Source organism: Streptomyces sp. NPDC054842 (assembly GCF_053611025.1).
The window spans coordinates 18491-36953 of the sequence record NZ_JBSGZN010000036.1 but is presented as its reverse complement, the minus strand read 5'-3'; the positions used below and the strand labels follow the sequence as shown (position 1 = coordinate 36953).

Genomic DNA, 18463 nt, shown 5'->3' with positions numbered 1-18463 from the left:
ATGAGGAAGGCTCCCGGATCTCGACTAGAACTGCAGGGACTTGGTCTGGAGGTACTCGGACAATCCGTGCGCGCCCAGTTCGCGGCCCACTCCGGACTGCTTGTAACCGCCGAAGGGCGCGAGGGGGTTGAAGCGTCCGCCGTTGATGTCGACCTGGCCGGTGTCGAGACGGCGGGCGAAGGCGACGGCCTCCGACTCCTCGCCGGCCCACACCGCGCCCGCGAGCCCGTACACCGTGCCGTTGGCGATCCGCAGGGCGTCCGCCTCGTCCTCGTACCGCAGGACGGTGAGCACCGGGCCGAAGATCTCCTCCTGCGCGACGGTCATGTCGGGGGTGACGTCGGCGAAGACGGTGGGCTGGACGAAGTAGCCCTGCTCGCGCGGGGATGCGGGACCGCCCGCGACGAGCCGCGCGCCCTCCGCGACGCCCTTCTCGATGTAACCGCGCACGCGCTCCTGCTGCTTGGCGTTGACGACGGGGCCGATGCGTTCGCCGTACTTCGCGGCGGCGGCCGCGGCCAGCTCGACGGCCTCCTCGTACTGGGAGGTGTGCACGAGCATCCGGGTCCAGGCGCTGCACGTCTGGCCGGAGTTGGACATCACGTTGGCGACGCCGACGTTCACGGCCTTGGCGAGGTCGGCGCTCGGCAGGATGACGTTGGCGGACTTGCCGCCGAGCTCCAGGGCGACCCGCTTGACCGCCGCGCCCGCGGTGGCGCCGATGCGCCGGCCGACGGCCGTGGAGCCGGTGAAGGAGACGAGGTCCACGCCCGGGTGCTCGGCGAGGGCCTGGCCGGCCACCGGGCCGAGGCCGGTGACGAGGTTGAAGACGCCGGCCGGTACGCCCGCCTCGTGCACGGCCTCGGCGAAGAGCTGGGCGGTGAGCGGCGTGTCCTCGGCGGGCTTGAGCACCACGGTGCAGCCCGCGGCGAGCGCCGGGGCGACCTTGGCGACGATCTGGTGGAGCGGGTAGTTCCAGGGGGTGATCGCGCCGACGACCCCGACCGGCTCCTGGTAGACGGTCGAGTTCCCGACCTTCTCCTCGAAGGCGTACGTGGCGGCCAGCTCGGCGTAGGAGCCGGCGACGAGGATCGGCACGGTCGCGTGGACCGCCTGCGAGAACGGCAGGGGCGAGCCCAGCTCGGTCGTCACGGTCTCGGCGATCTCGTCCTTGCGGGCCACGAGCACGTCGCGCAGGGCCGCCAAGCGGGCCGCCCGCTCGGCCGGGGGCGTCGCCGCCCAGCCCGGGAAGGCGGCGCGCGCGGCGCGTACGGCGGCGTCGACGTCCTCGACGGTGCCCGCCGGGACCCGGCCGACGACCTGCTCGTCGGCGGGGTTCACGACCTCGATCGTGTCCGCGCCGGCGGCGGGGCGCCAGGCACCGTCGATGTACATGCCGTCATGTGCCTTCATCGTGTTCCTCCCGGGAGGGGCCGCGTCGTCCGCACCCTAAACTAGCGATGATAGTTTTCGGGCGCCAGAGGGATCCTGCCCCGGGACCCCTCGGACCCCACAGGCATCCTCGGCCGCGAAGGCCCGGCATGTCGACTCATCCCGCCCGGTGCCGCCCCGCGCCGGCCCGCGCCGGGCCCGCCCCGGCACGTGAAGGCGCCCCGCGCGGCACTCGTCGCACGGGGCGGACGCCGTCGGACCTCGTCGGCGCGGGCATCGCGCATCGGACCGGGCTCCCGCGTCCCGGCATCGCGGGTTCCGTGTGCGGGCACGACGGGTCCGGACCGGGTTCCCGGGGGCGGGCATCGCGGGACCGGACCGGGTCGCCGTCCGCGGGGATCAGGGAACCGGCCGCGTCCCCGCGCGCGGGTGCCGCGGGGCCCGACGCGGTTGGCGTGAGCGGGCGGGGCGTCCCCCGGCGGGACTCACTCCTCCAGGTCGGGCAGCCGTGCCGGGGCGGGGCAGATCCGTTCCCCGTGCTGGTCGAAGACGAACAGGTGCGCGAGGTCCACGAGGAGCGGCACCTGCATGCCGTGCCGGAGCTCGATGTCCGGGGTGGTGCGGACGACGAGGTCACCGGGCAGCCGTCCGTCGGGCGGCGCGGGTTCCGCGGTCACGGGATCGGCGTCCCCGGGGTGCTCCAGGACCACGACGGGCCCGGCGCGCAGCGAACCGGCCCGCTCCCGCAGCCGGGTCAGGACGGTGCCGTCCCGGCGGCGGCGCCGCACCGGCCGGAGCGGGCGCGGCGCCTCCAGCTCCGGTACGACGGCGGGCCGGGAGCCGGTGTTGAAGTGGACGAGGACCTCGTGGCCCTGGAACTCGACGTGCTCGACCAGTCCGGTGATCGCCACCTCGCCGGGGCGGGCCGCGGCGGGCTTGGCGATCCGTACGGCCTCGGAGCGCAGTCCGACGATGACCTCGCGCCCCTGCTGCACGCGCAGCAACTGGTGGTCGAGGGAGAGGGGCTCGGGCAGCCGCAGGTACTGCCGGCCGAGGCTGATCGACATGGCGCCGTCGAGCGGGGCCCGGACGAACCCGCGCAGCAGGTTGATGCGCGGTGTGCCGATGAAGGCGGCCACGAAGACGTTGGCGGGCAGGGCGTAGACGTCGCGCGGTGTGCTGAGCTGCTGGAGGACACCGCCGCGCAGGACGGCGACGCGGTCGCCGAGCGACATCGCCTCGGCCTGGTCGTGGGTGACGTAGACGGTGGTGACGCCCAGGTCCCGGGTGAGCTTGGCGATCTCGGCGCGCAGGTGGTTGCGCAGTTTGGCGTCGAGGTTGGACAGCGGCTCGTCCATCAGGAAGGCGGAGGGGTGGCGGGCGATCGCGCGTCCCATCGCGACCCGCTGGCGCTCGCCGCCGGAGAGCTGGCTCGGGAAGCGGTCGAGCAGGTCCTCGATGCCGAGCATCCGGGCGGTGGCGTCGACGCGCGGACGGTGGTCGGCGCCCGGGCTCTCGATGCGCAGCGGAAAGCCGATGTTGTCGCGGCTGGTCATGCTCGGGTAGAGGGCGAAGTTCTGGAAGACCATCGCCATGTCCCGTCCGGAGGGCGGCAGTTCATTGGCGTACTCGCCGTCCAGCCGGATCTCGCCCTCGGTGACCTCCTCGAGTCCGGCGATCATCCTCAGGACCGTCGACTTGCCGCAGCCGGACGGACCGAGCAGGACGAGGAACTCGCCGGGACGGATGTCGAGCGACAGCCGTTCCACCACGCGGACGCCGCGGGTGTACGACTTGCTGACCTGGTGCAGGGAGATGGCGCGTGTCATGACTGGTGCCCCCGGGGGCTCACAGGGCGCTGGTGCTCCGCGGCGGAACGTCCCGTGCGGGTCGTACGGGACGTATGAGTCACGGAAGTTAACGGACCGCACACGCCCAGGGGAAGATGTGCGGCGGATCTGACGGACCGTTCGACAGAGGAGAAACCGGACGTTCCGGTTCGGCCCCGGTGCGCGGGCCCGCGTCCGCGCACTGCCGGCCGGGCCCCGCGCCCGGCGCGCCGGCCGCCGGCCCGTCCCCGGCCGGGGCGCGGGCGGCCGGTTCCGGGCCGCCCGGGAGCGGTCAGCGCGTCGCGGTGAGGTGGGCGAAGACGACGACGTTGCTCGCGTAGCCGGTCTTCGCGCTGTACGTGCCGCCGCAGGTGATCAGGCGCAGCTCCGGACGCCTGCTCGGCCCGTAGACCTTGCGGTCGGGGAAGCGCGACTTCTCGTACGTCCGCACCTCGTCGACCGTGTAGACGGCGGTCCGCCCGTCCGCGCGGCGGAGCTCGACGACCTTGCCCGGCCGGAGCGCGGCGAGCCCCGCGAAGACGGCGGCGCCGGTCCTGGTGTCGCGGTGGCCGACGACGACGGAGGTGCCGGGTTCGCCGGGCGAGGGTCCGCCCGCGTACCAGCCGACCAGTTTCGGGTTGTCGACCGGCGGGGTGGTGAGCTGTCCCCGGCGGTCGAGCCGCAGGTCCATGACCGGTGCGTGCAGCCGGAGATACCTGATGTCGAGCGTGGTCGGCCGCGACCGGGGCAGCGGCCGGGGCGCGGGGGCCGGCCGGGGGGCGACGGTGCGTTTGGGGGTGGGCGTGGGCTTGGCCGCGGGGGTCCGGGTGGGGCTGGGGGTGGGCCGGGGTGCGGGGGCCTGCCGGGTCTGCCGGGGCTGCTCGGGACGAGGCCGGGCCGCGCCGCGCGCGTCCGGGGCGGCCGGGGCGGGGCGGGAGGACGCCTCGGCGCCTCCGTGCCCCGCCGCGCCGACGGTGGCCGGCTCCGTGGGCTCGTCGTCCTGAGCGCACTGGATGCCGACCGTCACCAGGACGACGGTGAGCACCGTCGTCCTGGTGAGACGGTACGCGCGCGTCCGGTACCAGGGCCTGCGGCGCCTACGCCGCACCATCGGGGCGACGGCGCAGCAGGCGGAAGTACACGACTCCACCGGCGACGACCAGCCCGACGGCCGCGGCACCGGCGAACGGCGAGATGGCGCTGGACTCGGCGAGGCCGCCGCCGCCCGCGTGGACACCGCCGTGCGGGGCCTTCGACGGCGCCGGCGACGCGTCCTTGTCGCAGTCCACGCGGAACACCTTCTCCTTGGGTGCGCCGGTGCCACCCGTCACCGTGACCTTGTACTGGCCGTCCGGCAGCGCCAGCGGGTCGCTGTGGCCGCCGCCGGAGGCGAGCTGGACGGTGCCGTTCAGGGTGGCGCCGCTCGCCGACGGCGGCTGCGACTGGATGGTGTAGGTGAGGCTCGGGGCCACGTCGAAGTTCGTGGCGTCGAGGTAGAACTCACACACCTTCGGCTCGTCGCGCGGGTCGCTGAAGGGCGTGCCCACCTTGTGGATCTTGACGTCACCGGCGGCACCGGGGACAGCCGGGGCGGGAGCGGCGGTGGCGGCCTGCGCACCGGCCAGGGCGGAGCCGGCAAGGGTCAGCGCCGCGAGGACGGCGGCACGGCGTGGGACGGTCGTGGTGGGCATGCGTTTCCTCCGAGTCAGACGAGACGATTTTCATACAAATCGCTCTTTCTCCTGACTCTCTTTCACATCCGCACCACCGGACACGTGAGCAGCGCCGGACGGCGCGTCAGATATCCCTCGCCCGGCCCAATCGCGCCCGGGACCGCCGTGGCGCGCCGCCCGGGTCCGGAGGCGGCGCGGGTCTCCCCGGGGCGCGCAGCGCGATCCCCGACGACAGCAGCAGCAGCGCGCCGAGCATCACGAACGGCGCGGCGACCCCCGACAGGCCGGCGACCAGTCCCGCGGCGGCGGGCGCGGCGACCTGGCCGAGCCGGTTGCCGGTCAGCCGCAGGGCGAGGGCGGTGGAGCGGGCGCCGTCCGGGGCGGCCTGGACGACCGTCGTCATCGACAGGGGCTGGCCGACACCGAGGCAGAAGCCGAGCACCGCGAGCATCACGGCCAGCGCCCACACCGGCACCGGCAGGGCGATGCCCGCGCACAGCACGCCGGCGAGCAGGCAGGTCGCGGTGAGCAGCGCGGTCCGGCCGAGCAGGCGCAGCATCGGCGTCATCACCAGGCGGCAGGCGATGGTGGCCGCGGCGCGCAGGCTCAGCAGCGCGCCGATCACGGAGGGCGCGATGCCCCGGTGTTCGCCGACGACCGGCAGGTACGCGGTGAGGATGTCCGTCGCGGACAGCACGGCGAGGCTGACGAAGATGCCGGCGGGCACGCCCCGGGCGCCGAGGATGCGCCGGACCGGTACGCGATCACCTTGCTCCGTACGGGACTTGGGCGCCGTACGGTGCTCGATGCGCCACAGCGAGGCGCAGGAGACGGCCGCGACCGCGCCCGCCACGAGCAGGGCCAGCGCGCTGCTGCCCGCCATGTCGCGGCCGTCGATCAGGGCGCCCGCGGCGATCGGCCCGACCAGCTGGCCGAGGGACGCGCCGATGGTGAAGTGCCCGAAGTTGCGGTCCTGTTCGTGCGGCGCGGACTGGCGGGCGACGATCGACTGGGCGCCGATCACGAAGCAGAGATGGCCGAGTCCCATCACACCGCTCCACGCCGCCATCACCGCCACCGAGTTGGCCGTACCGCTCAGCGCGCAGCCGCCGGCGATCAACACCACCCCGAGGGGCAGCAGGGGCGCGCAGCGGCCGTGGTCGGTGCGGCGGCCCAGCGGCACCGCGGCGAACAGCGGGAGCAGCGCGTAGACGCCCGCGATCACCCCGACGGCGCGCTCGTCGGCGCCCAGGGCGAGGGCCCGGTAGGAGACGGCGGGCCGCGCCATCGACACGGCCCCCTGCGCGAAGCCGAAGGCGATGACGAGGCGCAGCAGCCAACTCCTGCCGGGCCGCTCGCGGTTGGACGTACCGGGCATCAGATGATGCCGAAGAGGATCCCGGCCGCGAGCACCACCAGCGAGGTGAGGGCCGCCCACTTGACCACGAAGCGGGTGTGGTCGCCGAACTCGACCTTGGCCATGCCCACCAGGACGTACACGGCGGGCACGAGCGGACTCGACATGTGCAGCGGCTGGCCGACGATCGAGGCGCGGGCGATCTCCAGGGTCGAGACGCCGTGGGCCTGGCCCGCCTCGGCGAGGACCGGGAGGATGCCGAAGTAGAAGCCGTCGTTCGACATGAAGTACGTGAGCGGGATGCTCAGGACGCCGGTGACGAAGGCCATGTGCGGACCCATGCCGTCGGGGATGTTGCCGACGAGCCACTCGGCCATGTGGTCGACCATGCCGGTGCCCTGGAGGACGCCGGTGAAGACGGCCGCGGCGAAGACCATGCCGGCGACGTTCAGGACGTTCTCGGCGTGGGCGCCGATGCGGGCCTTCTGCTCCGGCATCTTGGGGAAGTTGACGGTCAGGGCGAGCGCGGCGCCGAGCAGGAACAGCACCGGGATCGGCAGCCACTCCATGATCATGGCGGTGAGCAGGACGACCGTCAGCAGCGCGTTGAACCAGTAGAGGCGCGGGCGCAGGGTGGCGCGGGTCGGGTCCAGGACCTGGAGTCCCTTGTCGTCGTCCTCGTCGGCGGTCCCGGGGTTCTCGGGGCGCCCGGTTCCTTCGGCATCCGTGCCGGTCCCGGCGCCGCCCGCTTTTCCGGCCGGGCGGGGCGCGTCGGCGGAGCCGCCCGAACCGACGAGCACGGTCTGCGACTTCGGCTCCTTCTCCTCGACGAGCACCTCGTCCAGGGCGAGCACCCCGAGCCGGGTGCGCTCGCGGCGGCCGAGGACGTAGGCGAGGACGAAGACGCCGAGCAGTCCGACGGCGAGAGCCGGGATCATCGGCACGAAGATGTCGGCGGCGTCGACCTTCAGGGCGGTGGCGGCGCGGGCGGTCGGTCCGCCCCAGGGCAGGGTGTTCATGACGCCGTTGGCCATCGCGGCGACGCCGGTCATCACGACCAGGCTCATCTTCAGGCGCTTGTACAGCGGGTACATCGCCGAGACCGTGATCATGAAGGTGGTCGAGCCGTCGCCGTCGAGCGAGACGATCGCGGCGAGCACGGCCGTGCCGACCACGATCCGCAGCGGATCGGCCTTGCAGAAGCGCAGGATGCCCCGCACGATCGGGTCGAAGAGTCCGACGTCGATCATCACCCCGAAGTAGACGATCGCGAACATCAGCATCGCCGCCGTCGGGGCGAGGCTCGTGACGCCGTCGATGACGTAGTCACCGAGCCGGGCGCCCTTTCCGACGAAGACACAGAAGAGTGCCGGTATCAGCACGAGCGCCGCGATCGGCGACATCTTCTTCAGCATGATCAGGACCAGGAAGGTCGCGATCATGGCGAAGCCGAGGATGGTCAGCATGGAGGGACACCTAACGTTCGCCCTTGAACTCCCGCCAGGGCCGGCGGTGCGAGTGACGTTAGGTCGATCCCACAAGCGTTAACAAGATGTTGACGTGCGAGCAATAAGCGCAAAACTCCAGGTCACAGCTTTGCTCAGCGCACGGGCGTCAGCTCGACCGCGATGCCGTTCAGGACGGCGGTCCCCGACAGCGGGTCGAGCAGGCTGCCGTCGAGCAGCTGGTTGACGTTGACGCCCGGGTCCAGCGCGGCGTGGCCGAGGCGGGCGCCCGGCCGGTCGTGCCCCCAGCCGTGCGGCAGGCTCACCACCCCGCGCCGCACACCGTCGGTGATCTCGGCCGGGGCCGTGACCTCTCCCCCGGCGCCCTTGACGCGTACGGGCGCTCCGTCGGTGATCCCCAGACGGGCCGCGTCCTCGGGGTGGACGTGCAGCGAGCAGCGGTTCGAACCGCCGGTGAGGGCCGGGATGTTGTGCATCCAGCTGTTGTTGGACCGCAGATGGCGGCGGCCGACGAGCACCAGCCCGTCCGGGCGCTCGCGCAGCGCGTCCCGCAGCCGCGGCAGATCCCCGGCGATGGGGCCCGGCAGCAGCTCGACGCGCCCGCTGCGGGTCTTGAGCACCTGCGGCAGGCGCGGGCGCAGCGGGCCGAGGTCGATGCCGTGCGGGTGGGCGAGCAGCTTCTCCAGGTGCAGGCCGTCGGGCCGGGCGCCGAAGCCGTCGCCGTACGGGCCGAGGCGCAGCATCATGTCCAGGCGGCGCTCGGGACCGTTCAGCCCGGTCAGCGCGGCGGCGAGTTCTCCCGGATCACGGCCGTGCACCGGGGAGTTCGGGTCGGCGACGGCCTTGGCCAGGGTGCTGTCGACGACCATCGCGTCCACGGCGGACGGGTCGGCGCCGTGCATGCCGGTCGCGGCGAGGACGAGCCGCGCGAGGATCTCGGTCTCCGCCATGCGGCCCGGCTCCAGCGGGATCGCCGCGCGGGTGTAGCGCACCTGGTTGCGCACGGCGAACGTGTTGAAGGCGAAGTCGTGGTGCGCGCTCTGCGAGGGCGGGGGCGGCGGCAGGACGACGTGCGCGTGGCGCGACGTCTCGTTCAGGTACGGGTCGACGCTGACCATGAAGTCCAGCGTGCCGAGGGCCTTGTCGAGGCGGTCGCCGTCCGGGGCGGAGAGTACGGGATTGGCGGCGACGGCGATGAGGGCGCGGACCGGGGTGCCCTCGTCCGTGGCGGTGTCGATCTCCTCGGCCAGCGCCGACAGCGGCAGCTCGCCCTTGGCCTCGGGGTGGCGGCCGACCCGGCTGTGCCAGCGTCCGAGGTCGAACCCGCGGCCGGGTCCCGCGGGCCGGGGTGCGCGGTCGGTGGCGGCCTGGGGGAACAGGGCGCCGCCAGGCCGGTCGAGGTTGCCGGTGAGGATGTTCAGGACGTCGACCAGCCAGCTGGCGAGGGTGCCGTGCGGGACGGTGCAGCTGCCGATGCGGCCGTAGACGGCGGCGGTGGGCGCGGCCGCGAGTTCCCGGGCGAGCTCCCGGATGGTGGCGGCGGGCACGTCACAGGCCCCGCTGGCCGCCTCGGGCGTGAAGTCCCGCAGGGCGGAGCCGAGTTCGTCGGTTCCCTCGACCCGGTCGGCCAGGTCGCCCAGGTCGACGAGCTTCTCCTCGTGGAGGACGTGGGCCATGGCGGCGAGCAGCAGGGCGTCGGTGCCGGGGCGGATCGGCACGTGCCGGTCGGCGAGCCGGGCGGTGCGCGTGCGCCGCGGGTCGATGACGGTGAGGGTGCCGCCGCGCGCCCGCAGCGCCTTCAGCTTGCCGGGGAAGTCGGGGGCGGTGCACAGACTCCCGTTGGACTCCAGGGGGTTGGCGCCGATGAGCAGCAGATGGTCGGTGTGGTCCAGGTCCGGTACGGGGATGGCCAGGGCGTCGCCGAACAGGAGACCGCTCGACACGTGCTTGGGCATCTGGTCGACCGTGGACGCGGTGAAGAGGCTGTGCGTACCCAGCGCGGAGAGCAGGACGGGCGGGTAGAGGGCCCCGGCCATGGTGTGCACGTTCGGGTTGCCGAGGACGACGCCGACGGCGTGCGGGCCGTGCCGCTCGACCACGGGCCGCAGTCCGGCGGCCACGGCGTCGAACGCCTCCTCCCAGGTGGCCTCCCGCAGCTCTCCGTCCTTGCGCACGAGCGGCGTGCGCAGCCGGTCGGGATCCGCGTCGACCGCGCCGAACGAGGCGCCCTTGGGGCAGATGAAGCCCTGGCTGAAGACGTCCTCGCGGTCTCCGCGCGCGCCGGTCACCCGGGTGCCCTCGATGGTGAGCGTCAGCCCGCAGGTCGCCTCGCAGAGCGGGCAGATCCGCAGGGCGGTGCGGGAGTCTGGGGTGGTACCGGTGGTGCGGGACACGGGGTCCTCCCGGGTTGCGGCGGCAGCGGTGACGCAGGGGCTGCGCCGAGCATACCGACCGGTATGCATCTCCGGGAGAGGCTGACGGGGTCGGGGCGGAAATCCGCGACGCCTCGACGCGGCAGACCGGGGCCGCGCTCGGACACGGAACCGTCCGCCGCCGCCGGGCTCGGAGGCCGGGCGCCGTGGGGCGGGGCCGGGCGCCGGGTCAGTCCAGGACGCGGGACAGATAGGCGCGCAGGAGCGTCCGGATCTCCTCGATGATCCGCTCGTCACCGGCCGGGTCGAGGCGGAAGGCGAGGTGGACGAGCGTGTCGGCGGTCTCCACGGCGACCAGGAACGCCCGGCGCAGGTCGTCGTCGGGTTTCCGGGAGAGGAACGCCGAGAGCAGTTCGGTGAGGCGGTCGGCGACTCGGGTGTTGGGCTCCGCGCACCCGGAGCCGACCGGGATCTGGTTGCCGAAGTCGACCAGCGTGAACCCGGGCGCGGTGCGCTTCATGGCGAGGAACTCGTCGAGGACGGCGTCCATGGCCGCGCGCCAGCCGCCCCCGGCCGGGACCCCCGCGCCGCCCGCGTCCTCGCCGGGGGCACGGGCAGCTCCCGCCTCCTGGAGACGCGCCGTCACGCGCTCCACGTAGCGGTCGAGGTTGCGCTGGGCCAGCGCGTCGGCCATGGCCCGCTTGTTGCCGAAGAAGCGGTAGACGGAACCGATCGGGACACCCGCGCGCTGGGCCACCGCCCGGGTGCTGAGGCCGTCGTAGCCGACCTCGTCGAGCAGTTCGGCGCAGGCGTCGAGGATCCTCGTCAGTCGTTCGGCACTGCGCCGCTGGACGGGCGCACGGCGCAGCGGGGTCGCTTGGGGCACGGTGTTCATGATGCCTTTCCGCCGGGGTCCGGTGAACCTTGCCCGTCTGTACGCGAATCGGTGCCCCTGACACTCACCGCCGGGGGCCGGCACCGGTCCGGCGGTCCGCTTCCGGCGCGGTCCGCCGCCCCTTTCCGCCGGTGGGGCACACCGGTCCGGCGGTCCGCTTCCGGCGGGGTCCGCCGCCCCTTCCCGCCGGTGGCTCACACAGGTCCGACCGTGCGCTTCCGCGGGGTCCTGCCCTTCTTCGTTGGGGGAACCGGTCCGCTCCCTCCGTCCCGGCACGGCCCGGTACCAGCGCCCAGCTCCGCAGCCACCCCGGCGTCATCGGCAGCCCCTGCCCCAGGGCCGGGACCGGCGTCTCCGCCCGTCTGCGCCGCGCCCCGACGCGACCGTCCGTTCGCGGCGCCGGCCGCCTGCCGTCGCCCGCCTCGGGGGCCGACCCGGTCCCGCCGCCCGTCCGCGCCGCGGCCCGACGCGACCGTCCGTTCGCGGCGCGGGCCGCGTGCCGTCGCCCGCCCCGGGGGCGGGCCCGGTCGTGCCGTCCGGCTTCAGCGGGCGCCCGACGCCGTGATGTCCGCCGTGCACTCCACGGGCTCCCCGTCGACCGCCCACACCGTGCGGTCGTCCGCGTACAGGCGGGCCGTGAGGTGGTGGGTGCCGCGCGGGATCAGCTCGCCGGAGACGTGGTACCCGGCGGTGCGGAGCCCGGTGAGGGTGCGCCCGTCAAGGAAGAGCACGGCGCTGCCGCGTCCGGGCACGGCGACGGCGCGCGTGCCGGCGGGCGAGAACCGGAAGTTCCGCACGGTCAGCCGCACGTCCCAGCCGTCGTCGGCGGCCGGCTGCACCTCGATGGCGACCCGCGGCGCGCCGTCCTTGTCGATCTCACGGTAGTGCCGTCCCTTCTCGTCGGTGTCGTCCAGCACCGTGCCCACGGGCGAGGCCGACACCCCGCCTCCACGCCCGTGCGCGTCGCCGGTGCCGCAGCTCGCCGATCCGCCGAGCAGCGCGCAGACCGCGAGCGCGGCGAGCAGTCCGCGCGTCCACGACATGCCGGGAGGTTAGAACACGCGCTCCGCCCGCCGGATCCCCCTGAAGTCGGGTTCTCGAGTCGTCCGCAGGTCCCAGGACGTACTCCCTGCGGGGGTCCGGAGCGGGTCCGGGCGCCGGGCGGACCCCGGCCGGTTCCGGAAGGAGTACGTCCTGCCGGGCGTCCGCTGCCCCTTGCGCGGGGAAAGCGCGAATCCTACGGTGATGCATAGGAATCGGGAACGAGGGAGCGAACATGACCGATGGGGGCACCGCCCACGCGAGCGGGTTCGAGCGTGAGGGAGCGCGGAAGACCGCCGAGGGGCTGGCGTATCTCTCCGGATTCGGCAACGAGCACAGCTCTGAGGCGGTCCCGGGGGCACTGCCGCACGGCCGCAACTCCCCCCAGCGGGCGCCGCTCGGGCTCTACGCGGAGCAGCTGAGCGGTACGGCGTTCACCGAGCCGCGGGCGCAGAACCGCCGCTCGTGGCTGTACCGGATCCGGCCCTCGGCCGCGCACCCCGCGTTCACCCGCACGGACAACGGCACGATCCGCTCGGCCCCCTTCACCGAGACCGTCCCCGACCCCAACCGGCTGCGCTGGAACCCCCTGCCGGCGCCCGCCGAGGGCACCGACTTCCTCGCCGGCCTGTGGACCCTCGGCGGCAACGGCGACGCGACCCAGCGCGCCGGCATGGCCGTGCACCTCTACCACGCCGACGCCTCGATGGAGCGAGTGTTCAGCGACGCCGACGGCGAGCTGCTGATCGTGCCCGAACGCGGCGGACTCCTGCTGCGCACCGAGTTCGGGCTGCTGCATGTGGAGCCCGGCCATGTCGCGCTGATCCCGCGTGGTGTCCGCTTCCGTGTGGAGCTGCTGGACGGTTCCGCGCGAGGTTATGTGTGCGAGAACTATGGGGCGCCCTTCCAGCTGCCCGACCTCGGTCCGATCGGCGCCAACGGGCTGGCGAACGCCCGTGACTTCCTCGCCCCGGTCGCCGCGTACGAGGACGTGGAGGGGCCGGTGGAGGTGGTGAACAAGTTCTGCGGCAACCTCTGGACGGCGACATACACCCACTCGCCGCTGGACGTGGTCGCCTGGCACGGCACCCATGTGCCGTACGTCTATGACCTGCGCCGTTTCAATGTGCTCGGCACCATCAGCTACGACCACCCGGACCCCTCGATCTTCACGGTGCTGACCTCGCCGACCGACACGGCCGGCCTGGCCAACGTGGACTTCGTGGTCTTCGCGCCCCGCTGGCTGGTCGGCGAGGACACGTTCCGGCCGCCGTACTTCCACCGGAACGTGATGAGCGAGTACATGGGGCTCGTGGAGGGCGCCTACGACGCGAAGGCCGAGGGCTTCGTGCCGGGCGGCGGCTCGCTGCACAACATGATGTCGGCGCACGGCCCGGACCGGGAGACCTTCGACCGGGCCGGCGCCGCCGAGCTGCGCCCGCAGAAGATCGACGACGGCCTCGCCTTCATGTTCGAGACGCGCTGGCCGGTGACCGCGACGGCACAGGCGGCCCGCGCGGAGCACCTGCAACGCGGCTACGACGACGTGTGGCAGGGCCTCGAACGCCACTTCCGCCCGGCGGACTGAGCGCCACCGCCCGTTGCACTGAACGCCCGCGACCGGTACGGATACCCTCGTGACCTCCTTCGCCCCGGACTCGATCGTCCTGAACCGCAAGCTGCCGCTCTGGTATCAGGTGTCGCAGTCCCTGCGCGCCTCCATACTCGGGCGGTCCGCGCAGGACCCGCTCCGGCTGCCCACCGAGGAGCAACTGGCGGTGCACTACGGGGTGAGCGTGCTGACCATGCGCCAGGCGCTCAAGGAGCTGGAGACCGAGGGGCTCATCACCCGGCACCGCAGACGGGGCACGTTCATCGAGCCGAGCGCGCGGCGGGGCGCTCCCGTGCGGCTGCTCGGCTCGGTGGACGCGATCGTGGCCCAGCAGTCGGGGATGCGGACGGAGCTGCTGGCCCACGGCCCGGAAGCCGTGCCGGCCGGACTCGCCGAGCACTTCCCGGACCTGGCCGAGGTGACGGCGTACCACCGGCTGCGCAGCGAGGAGAAGACGGGCGAGCCCACCAACCACGCCCGCAACTACGTCCGTCCGGAGCTGGCGGCCCTCATCGACCCCGAGGACCTGGTCCGCTGGCCGATGACGAAGGTGCTGCGCGACGTGGTGGGCGTGCGCATCAGCCGGATCACCGACACCGTCGAGGCCCGGCTCGCGGACCCGGAGACGGCGCGGCTGCTGCGGGTGCCGCTGCTGAGCCCGATCCTGCACTACACGGGTGTCGTCCACGGTGAGGACGGGCGCGCCCTGGACGTGGCCCGCATCCACTACCGGGGCGACCGCTTCTCCTTCACGGTCACCCTGGACGCCCACTGACCGGCCCCGTCCTCCGTGTACGGACGGCACCGCGGGGCCACGTCGTACGATGCGGTGCGTGACGCACGACGACGCTCCGCTGCTCGCGGACCTCATGCCGTGGTCGGTCGCACCCGTGCGGCCGGGCCGGGGGTGGCCGACGGCGCCCGATCCCGCGTCCCTGAAGGCCCGGTGGAACGCGTTGCTGAAGGCCGAGGGGCCGGACCGCGAGGCGCTGTTCGGGCCCACCCGCTCGCGCACCCTGCACTCGGCGGTGGCCCAGCTGCCGGGGCAGTCCAGCGGAACGGGCCGGCTGGCGCGGGAGACGGCGCCCTGCCCCGAGCCCGTACGGGTGCTCAGCGGCCCCTTCGACGAGCAGTGGCTGATACCGGACCACCGGCTGATCGACGCGGCGCGCCCCGAGCTGTGGCGGGTCGCCGACGAGCGGCAGCTGTTCGCCGTCGAGCAGCCGGCCGTGCCCGAGCCGTCGGGTCCGGCCCTGCTGGTGTCCTCCGCGCTGCCGGTGGGAGCCGGACGCGGCGGGCGCGTCCGCCCGCTGTTCCGCCGCCCCGGCGGTCTAGAACCGAATCTGGCGCCGGGCCTGCTGGACCACCTCGGCTCCCGCCTCGGCCGCTCCCCCGGCGCCGTCGACGTCCTCGCCTGGTCGGTGGTGGTGGCCCGTCCCGGCCGCGAGGGCTGCGCGGTGCCGCTCACCGGTGACGCCGAGCTGTGGGAGCGGGGTGTGGAGCTGGGACGCCGGATGCTGTGGCTGATGCGCCGCGACGGCGAGCGTCCCCGGCTTCCCGGCGGCCGTCGCCCCTACGTGCGCGCCCCCCTTCCCGGGCTCCCCCGCGCCCGGGTCCGCGCGGGCACCGCGACGCCCGTCCTCGACCTGCGCTACGACCGCGACGAGGAGGTCCTGCACGTCGACGACGGCCGGATCTCGCCGGTCCCGCCCGAGGCATGGGACTTCGAGGCGGGCGGGGTGCGGGTGCTGGAGCGGTGGTTCACGGTCAGGACGGAGCCGCCCGAGCCGGGCACTCTGGAGGCGATCCGGCCCACCGCCTGGCCGCAGGCCTGGACGTCCGAGCTGCTGGAGCTCATCACCGTCCTGGCGCTGCTCGCGGAACTGCGGCCGCAGCTCGCCGAGTTGACCGTGGAGTCACCGGTCACCCGGACCGAGCTGCGCGGGGCCGGCGTGCTCCCCGTGCCGGACGCGGCACGCAGGCCCGCGTCGGTCCTGGACCACCACGAGGAGGGCCCCGACGGGCAGTTCGCCCTGATCTGACGGGCGGTCGGCCCTGATCCGGCGGGCGCGCCGGCTCGTTCCCCGGGCCCGGCTCCGGAGGTCCTTCACACCCGGGGGTCGAAGGCGTCCAGCACCCGCTCCAGCGCCCGCTCCAAGACCGCCTCCAGGTCGATCGGCCCGGAGTCCTCCATGAAGGCGGCGGCGAGGCGCGGGTAGGCCCCGCTCGCCACCTGGCTCCCCAGGTAGCCGATGCGGACGGCGTTCTCCTGCTCCTCGGACCAGGGCAGCGAGCGGGTCCGCTCGGCGGTGGCCAGTTCGTTCGCGACGTACGTCGTGACGACGCCGTTGAGCATGGCGACCAGCTCCATGCGGGTGCCGTAGGACACGTCGAGCGGGTCCAGGCAGGCGAGGCAGTGTTCGAGGAACCGCAGGGCGTTGGGGCTGAAGCCGTAGACGGGTGACATCAGGCGCGGCACCCAGGGATGGCGGTGCATCAGGGCGCGGGTGTCACGGGCGACCCGGAGCATGTCCGCGCGCCAGTCGCCGGAGGGCTCCGGCAGGTCGTGCTCGCCGCTGACGGTGTCGAACATCAGCTCGTACAGGTCCTCCTTGCGCGGCACGTAGTTGTAGAGCGACATCGTGCCGCAGCCGAGTGCGGCCGCGACGTGCCGCATCGAGACCGCGTCGAGTCCCTCCGCGTCCGCGATCCGTACGGCGGCCGCCGCGATGTCCGTGCGGCTGTACGCGGGCCGCGGGCCGCGGCCCGCACGCTCGGGACGAGCCCAGATCACTTCGGGTACGGCGCTGCGCCCTGCCATTGGTCGATCACCTCTCGACCATCCTAGTTACGTACACCGTACGTAGTGCGCTATGGTCACCCCATGACTACTACGTACGCTGTACTTAGTGAGGGTCTGGAGAAACGTTTCGGGGACGTCCGTGCCGTGCGGGGCCTGGATCTGGCGGTGGCCGAGGGCACCGTGTGCGGGGTGCTGGGGCCGAACGGAGCGGGCAAGACGACGGCGGTACGACTGCTGACGACCCTGCTGCGCCCGGACGCCGGGTCCGCGCGGGTAGCGGGACACGACCTCGTACGGGAGGCCGCCGCCGTCCGCCGGGCGATCGGCGTCACCGGGCAGCGGACCTCCGTCGACGGCGATCTCACCGGGCGCGAGAACCTGCGGCTGTTCGCCCGGCTGTACCGGGTGCGCGGCCCGGCGGACCGGGTGGGCGAACTCCTCGACCGCTTCGGTCTCGCCGACGCCGCCGACCGGCCGGCCTCCACCTACTCGGGGGGCATGCGCCGCCGCCTCGACCTGGCGGCCAGTCTGATCCGCCGCCCCGAGGTGCTCTTCCTCGACGAGCCCACCGCCGGCCTCGACCCGGCGAGCCGGAACCGGATCTGGGAAGCGGTGCGCGCCCTCAGGCAGGAGGGCACGACCGTGCTGCTGACCACGCAGTACCTGGAGGAGGCCGACCGGCTGGCCGACGAGATCGTGGTGGTCGACCGGGGCCGGGTCGCCCACACGGGGACGCCCGCCGGACTCAAGGCACTGATCGGCGCGTACGCGGAGGTCGTCGTCGCCCACGAGGAGGCGATGACCCGCGCGGCGGCCGTGCTGGACCGGCTGACGGGCGGCGAGCCCGCGTTCGACCGCGAACGGCGTGCCGTCGGCGCCGTCACCACCGACCGGACGCTGACGCTGCCGCGGCTGGTCCGCGAACTCGACTCCGCGGGCGTCCCGTTGGTCGACGCGAGCCTGCGGGCGCCGACGCTGGACGACGTCTTCCTGCGGCTGACCGCCGATCCCCCGGACACCCCGGCGGACGGCACGACCGGACACCCGGCCGGCGACAAGGAGCTGGTGACATGAGCGCGTTGGCGTACGACGGCACGGCGATGGCGGGCCGCCACCTCCGGCGGATCCGGCACAACCCCGGCCTGCTGATCCTCACCCAGTCCATGCCGGTCACCATGCTGCTCTTCTTCGGCTACGTCTTCGGCAGCGCCCTCGCCCACCCCGGGCAGGAGTACCGCGCGTTCCTGGTGCCGGGGCTCCTGGTGGCGACGGCCGCCAACGGGATCATGACCGGGATGTTCCAGGCCGCCCAGGACTCGCACCGGGGGGTGACGGACCGCTTCCGCACGCTGCCCGTGAGCCGCGCGGCCGTACCGCTCGGGCAGGCGGGCGCGGACCTCGTCGTCACGGCCGGGGGCACGGTGCCGCTGCTGCTGGTGGGCCTGGCCGTGGGCTGGCGGATCGAGGGGTCGGCGCTCGGCGCGGCAGGCGCCCTCGGACTGCTCCTGCTGTTCCGGTTCGCGATGAGCTGGGTCGGCATCCTCTTGGGTCTCGTCTCGCGCAGCGAGGAGGCGGCCGGCCAGCTGGGCGGCGCGACCTTCGTCCTGCCGCTGCTGTCGAACGCGTACATCCCGACCGGCGGCCTCCCGGGGTGGCTGCGCACGCTCGCCGAGTGGAACCCCGTCAGCGCCGTGACCACCGCGCTGCGGGACCTGTTCGGGAACGCGCCGGCGCCGAGCGAGGGTGCCTGGCCCGTCACCCATCCCGTGGCCGGGTCGCTGATCTGGTGCGCCGTCCTCATAGGGGTGTTCCTGCCGCTCGCCGTCCGGCGGTACGCGACCGGCGGCCGGTGACCGGGCCCCGCACCGGCCGGTCCACGCCCCCGCCCGGCCCTGCGGCACCGCGGAGCCTCGCCGCACCGCGCATGAGCCCTGCCGCACTACGCAGGAGCAGCCCTGCGGCACTGCACAGGAGCCCGGCCGCACCGCGTACGAGCACTGCGGCACCGTAGGAGCCCTGCCGA

15 protein-coding genes are annotated in these 18463 nt (G+C 73.8%); 5 read left to right on the top strand and 10 right to left on the bottom strand.

Going from position 1 to position 18463, the window contains the following annotated elements; all coding sequences use genetic code 11:
• Nucleotides 1–24: 24 nt before the first annotated feature.
• The 9 genes from ACWGIS_RS25680 to ACWGIS_RS25640 all read right to left on the bottom strand — a co-directional run bounded on the left by ACWGIS_RS25680 (nt 25) and on the right by ACWGIS_RS25640 (nt 12027).
• Nucleotides 25–1413, bottom strand: a complete 1389-nt coding sequence (locus ACWGIS_RS25680) for an aldehyde dehydrogenase family protein (RefSeq protein ID WP_453364797.1) — start codon at nt 1411–1413, stop codon at nt 25–27.
• Nucleotides 1414–1877: 464 nt separating this feature from the next.
• Nucleotides 1878–3221: an ABC transporter ATP-binding protein gene (locus ACWGIS_RS25675; protein ID WP_453364796.1), complete on the bottom strand. Its 1344-nt coding sequence runs from the start codon at nt 3219–3221 to the stop codon at nt 1878–1880.
• 292 nt (nt 3222–3513) lie between these two features.
• Nucleotides 3514–4332, bottom strand: coding sequence for a class F sortase (locus ACWGIS_RS25670; protein WP_453364795.1), 819 nt, complete (start codon nt 4330–4332; stop codon nt 3514–3516).
• A complete protein-coding gene (locus tag ACWGIS_RS25665; RefSeq protein WP_453364794.1) occupies nt 4319–4912 on the bottom strand; it encodes a hypothetical protein in 594 nt (197 codons plus the stop codon). Before ACWGIS_RS25665 ends, ACWGIS_RS25670 begins: the two co-directional genes overlap by 14 nt.
• A 106-nt stretch (nt 4913–5018) precedes the next feature.
• Nucleotides 5019–6272 carry an MFS transporter gene (locus ACWGIS_RS25660; RefSeq protein WP_453364793.1) on the bottom strand — a complete coding sequence of 418 codons (1254 nt, stop codon included), beginning with the start codon at nt 6270–6272 and terminating at the stop codon, nt 5019–5021.
• A complete protein-coding gene (locus tag ACWGIS_RS25655) occupies nt 6272–7717 on the bottom strand; it encodes a CitMHS family transporter (RefSeq protein ID WP_453364792.1) in 1446 nt (481 codons plus the stop codon). Before ACWGIS_RS25655 ends, ACWGIS_RS25660 begins: the two co-directional genes overlap by 1 nt.
• Before the next feature lie 134 nt (nt 7718–7851).
• Nucleotides 7852–10179, bottom strand: coding sequence for a molybdopterin oxidoreductase family protein (locus ACWGIS_RS25650; RefSeq protein WP_453364791.1), 2328 nt, complete (start codon nt 10177–10179; stop codon nt 7852–7854).
• A gap of 139 nt (nt 10180–10318) precedes the next feature.
• A complete protein-coding gene (locus ACWGIS_RS25645) occupies nt 10319–10984 on the bottom strand; it encodes a TetR family transcriptional regulator (RefSeq protein WP_453364790.1) in 666 nt (221 codons plus the stop codon).
• Between the two features lie 542 nt (nt 10985–11526).
• Complete coding sequence (locus tag ACWGIS_RS25640) at nt 11527–12027, bottom strand: hypothetical protein (RefSeq protein WP_453364789.1); 501 nt, start codon at nt 12025–12027, stop codon at nt 11527–11529.
• Between the two features lie 233 nt (nt 12028–12260).
• Between ACWGIS_RS25640 and hmgA the strand changes: the two genes are divergently transcribed.
• From hmgA to ACWGIS_RS25625, 3 genes are read left to right on the top strand one after another with little or no spacing between them, the layout of a single operon-like run.
• Nucleotides 12261–13613 (top strand): homogentisate 1,2-dioxygenase, encoded by a 1353-nt coding sequence (hmgA, locus tag ACWGIS_RS25635; RefSeq protein ID WP_453364788.1) that lies wholly within the window; start codon nt 12261–12263, stop codon nt 13611–13613.
• 49 nt (nt 13614–13662) lie between these two features.
• Complete coding sequence (locus ACWGIS_RS25630; protein ID WP_453364787.1) at nt 13663–14412, top strand: GntR family transcriptional regulator; 750 nt, start codon at nt 13663–13665, stop codon at nt 14410–14412.
• 49 nt (nt 14413–14461) lie between these two features.
• On the top strand, nt 14462–15679 hold the full coding sequence (locus ACWGIS_RS25625; RefSeq protein ID WP_453364786.1) for a type ISP restriction/modification enzyme: 1218 nt from the start codon (nt 14462–14464) through the stop codon (nt 15677–15679).
• 65 nt (nt 15680–15744) lie between these two features.
• Here the strand turns inward: ACWGIS_RS25625 and ACWGIS_RS25620 are convergent, their stop codons facing one another.
• Entirely contained in the window at nt 15745–16458 is a 714-nt protein-coding gene (locus tag ACWGIS_RS25620) for a TetR/AcrR family transcriptional regulator C-terminal domain-containing protein (protein WP_453364785.1), read from the bottom strand.
• Between the two features lie 63 nt (nt 16459–16521).
• On the opposite strand from ACWGIS_RS25620, the gene ACWGIS_RS25615 reads away from it, so the two are divergent.
• Nucleotides 16522–17514, top strand: coding sequence for an ATP-binding cassette domain-containing protein (locus ACWGIS_RS25615; protein ID WP_453364784.1), 993 nt, complete (start codon nt 16522–16524; stop codon nt 17512–17514).
• Nucleotides 17511–18293, top strand: a complete 783-nt coding sequence (locus ACWGIS_RS25610) for an ABC transporter permease (RefSeq protein ID WP_453364783.1) — start codon at nt 17511–17513, stop codon at nt 18291–18293. The genes ACWGIS_RS25615 and ACWGIS_RS25610 overlap by 4 nt, the downstream gene beginning before the upstream one ends.
• Nucleotides 18294–18463 lie beyond the last annotated feature (170 nt).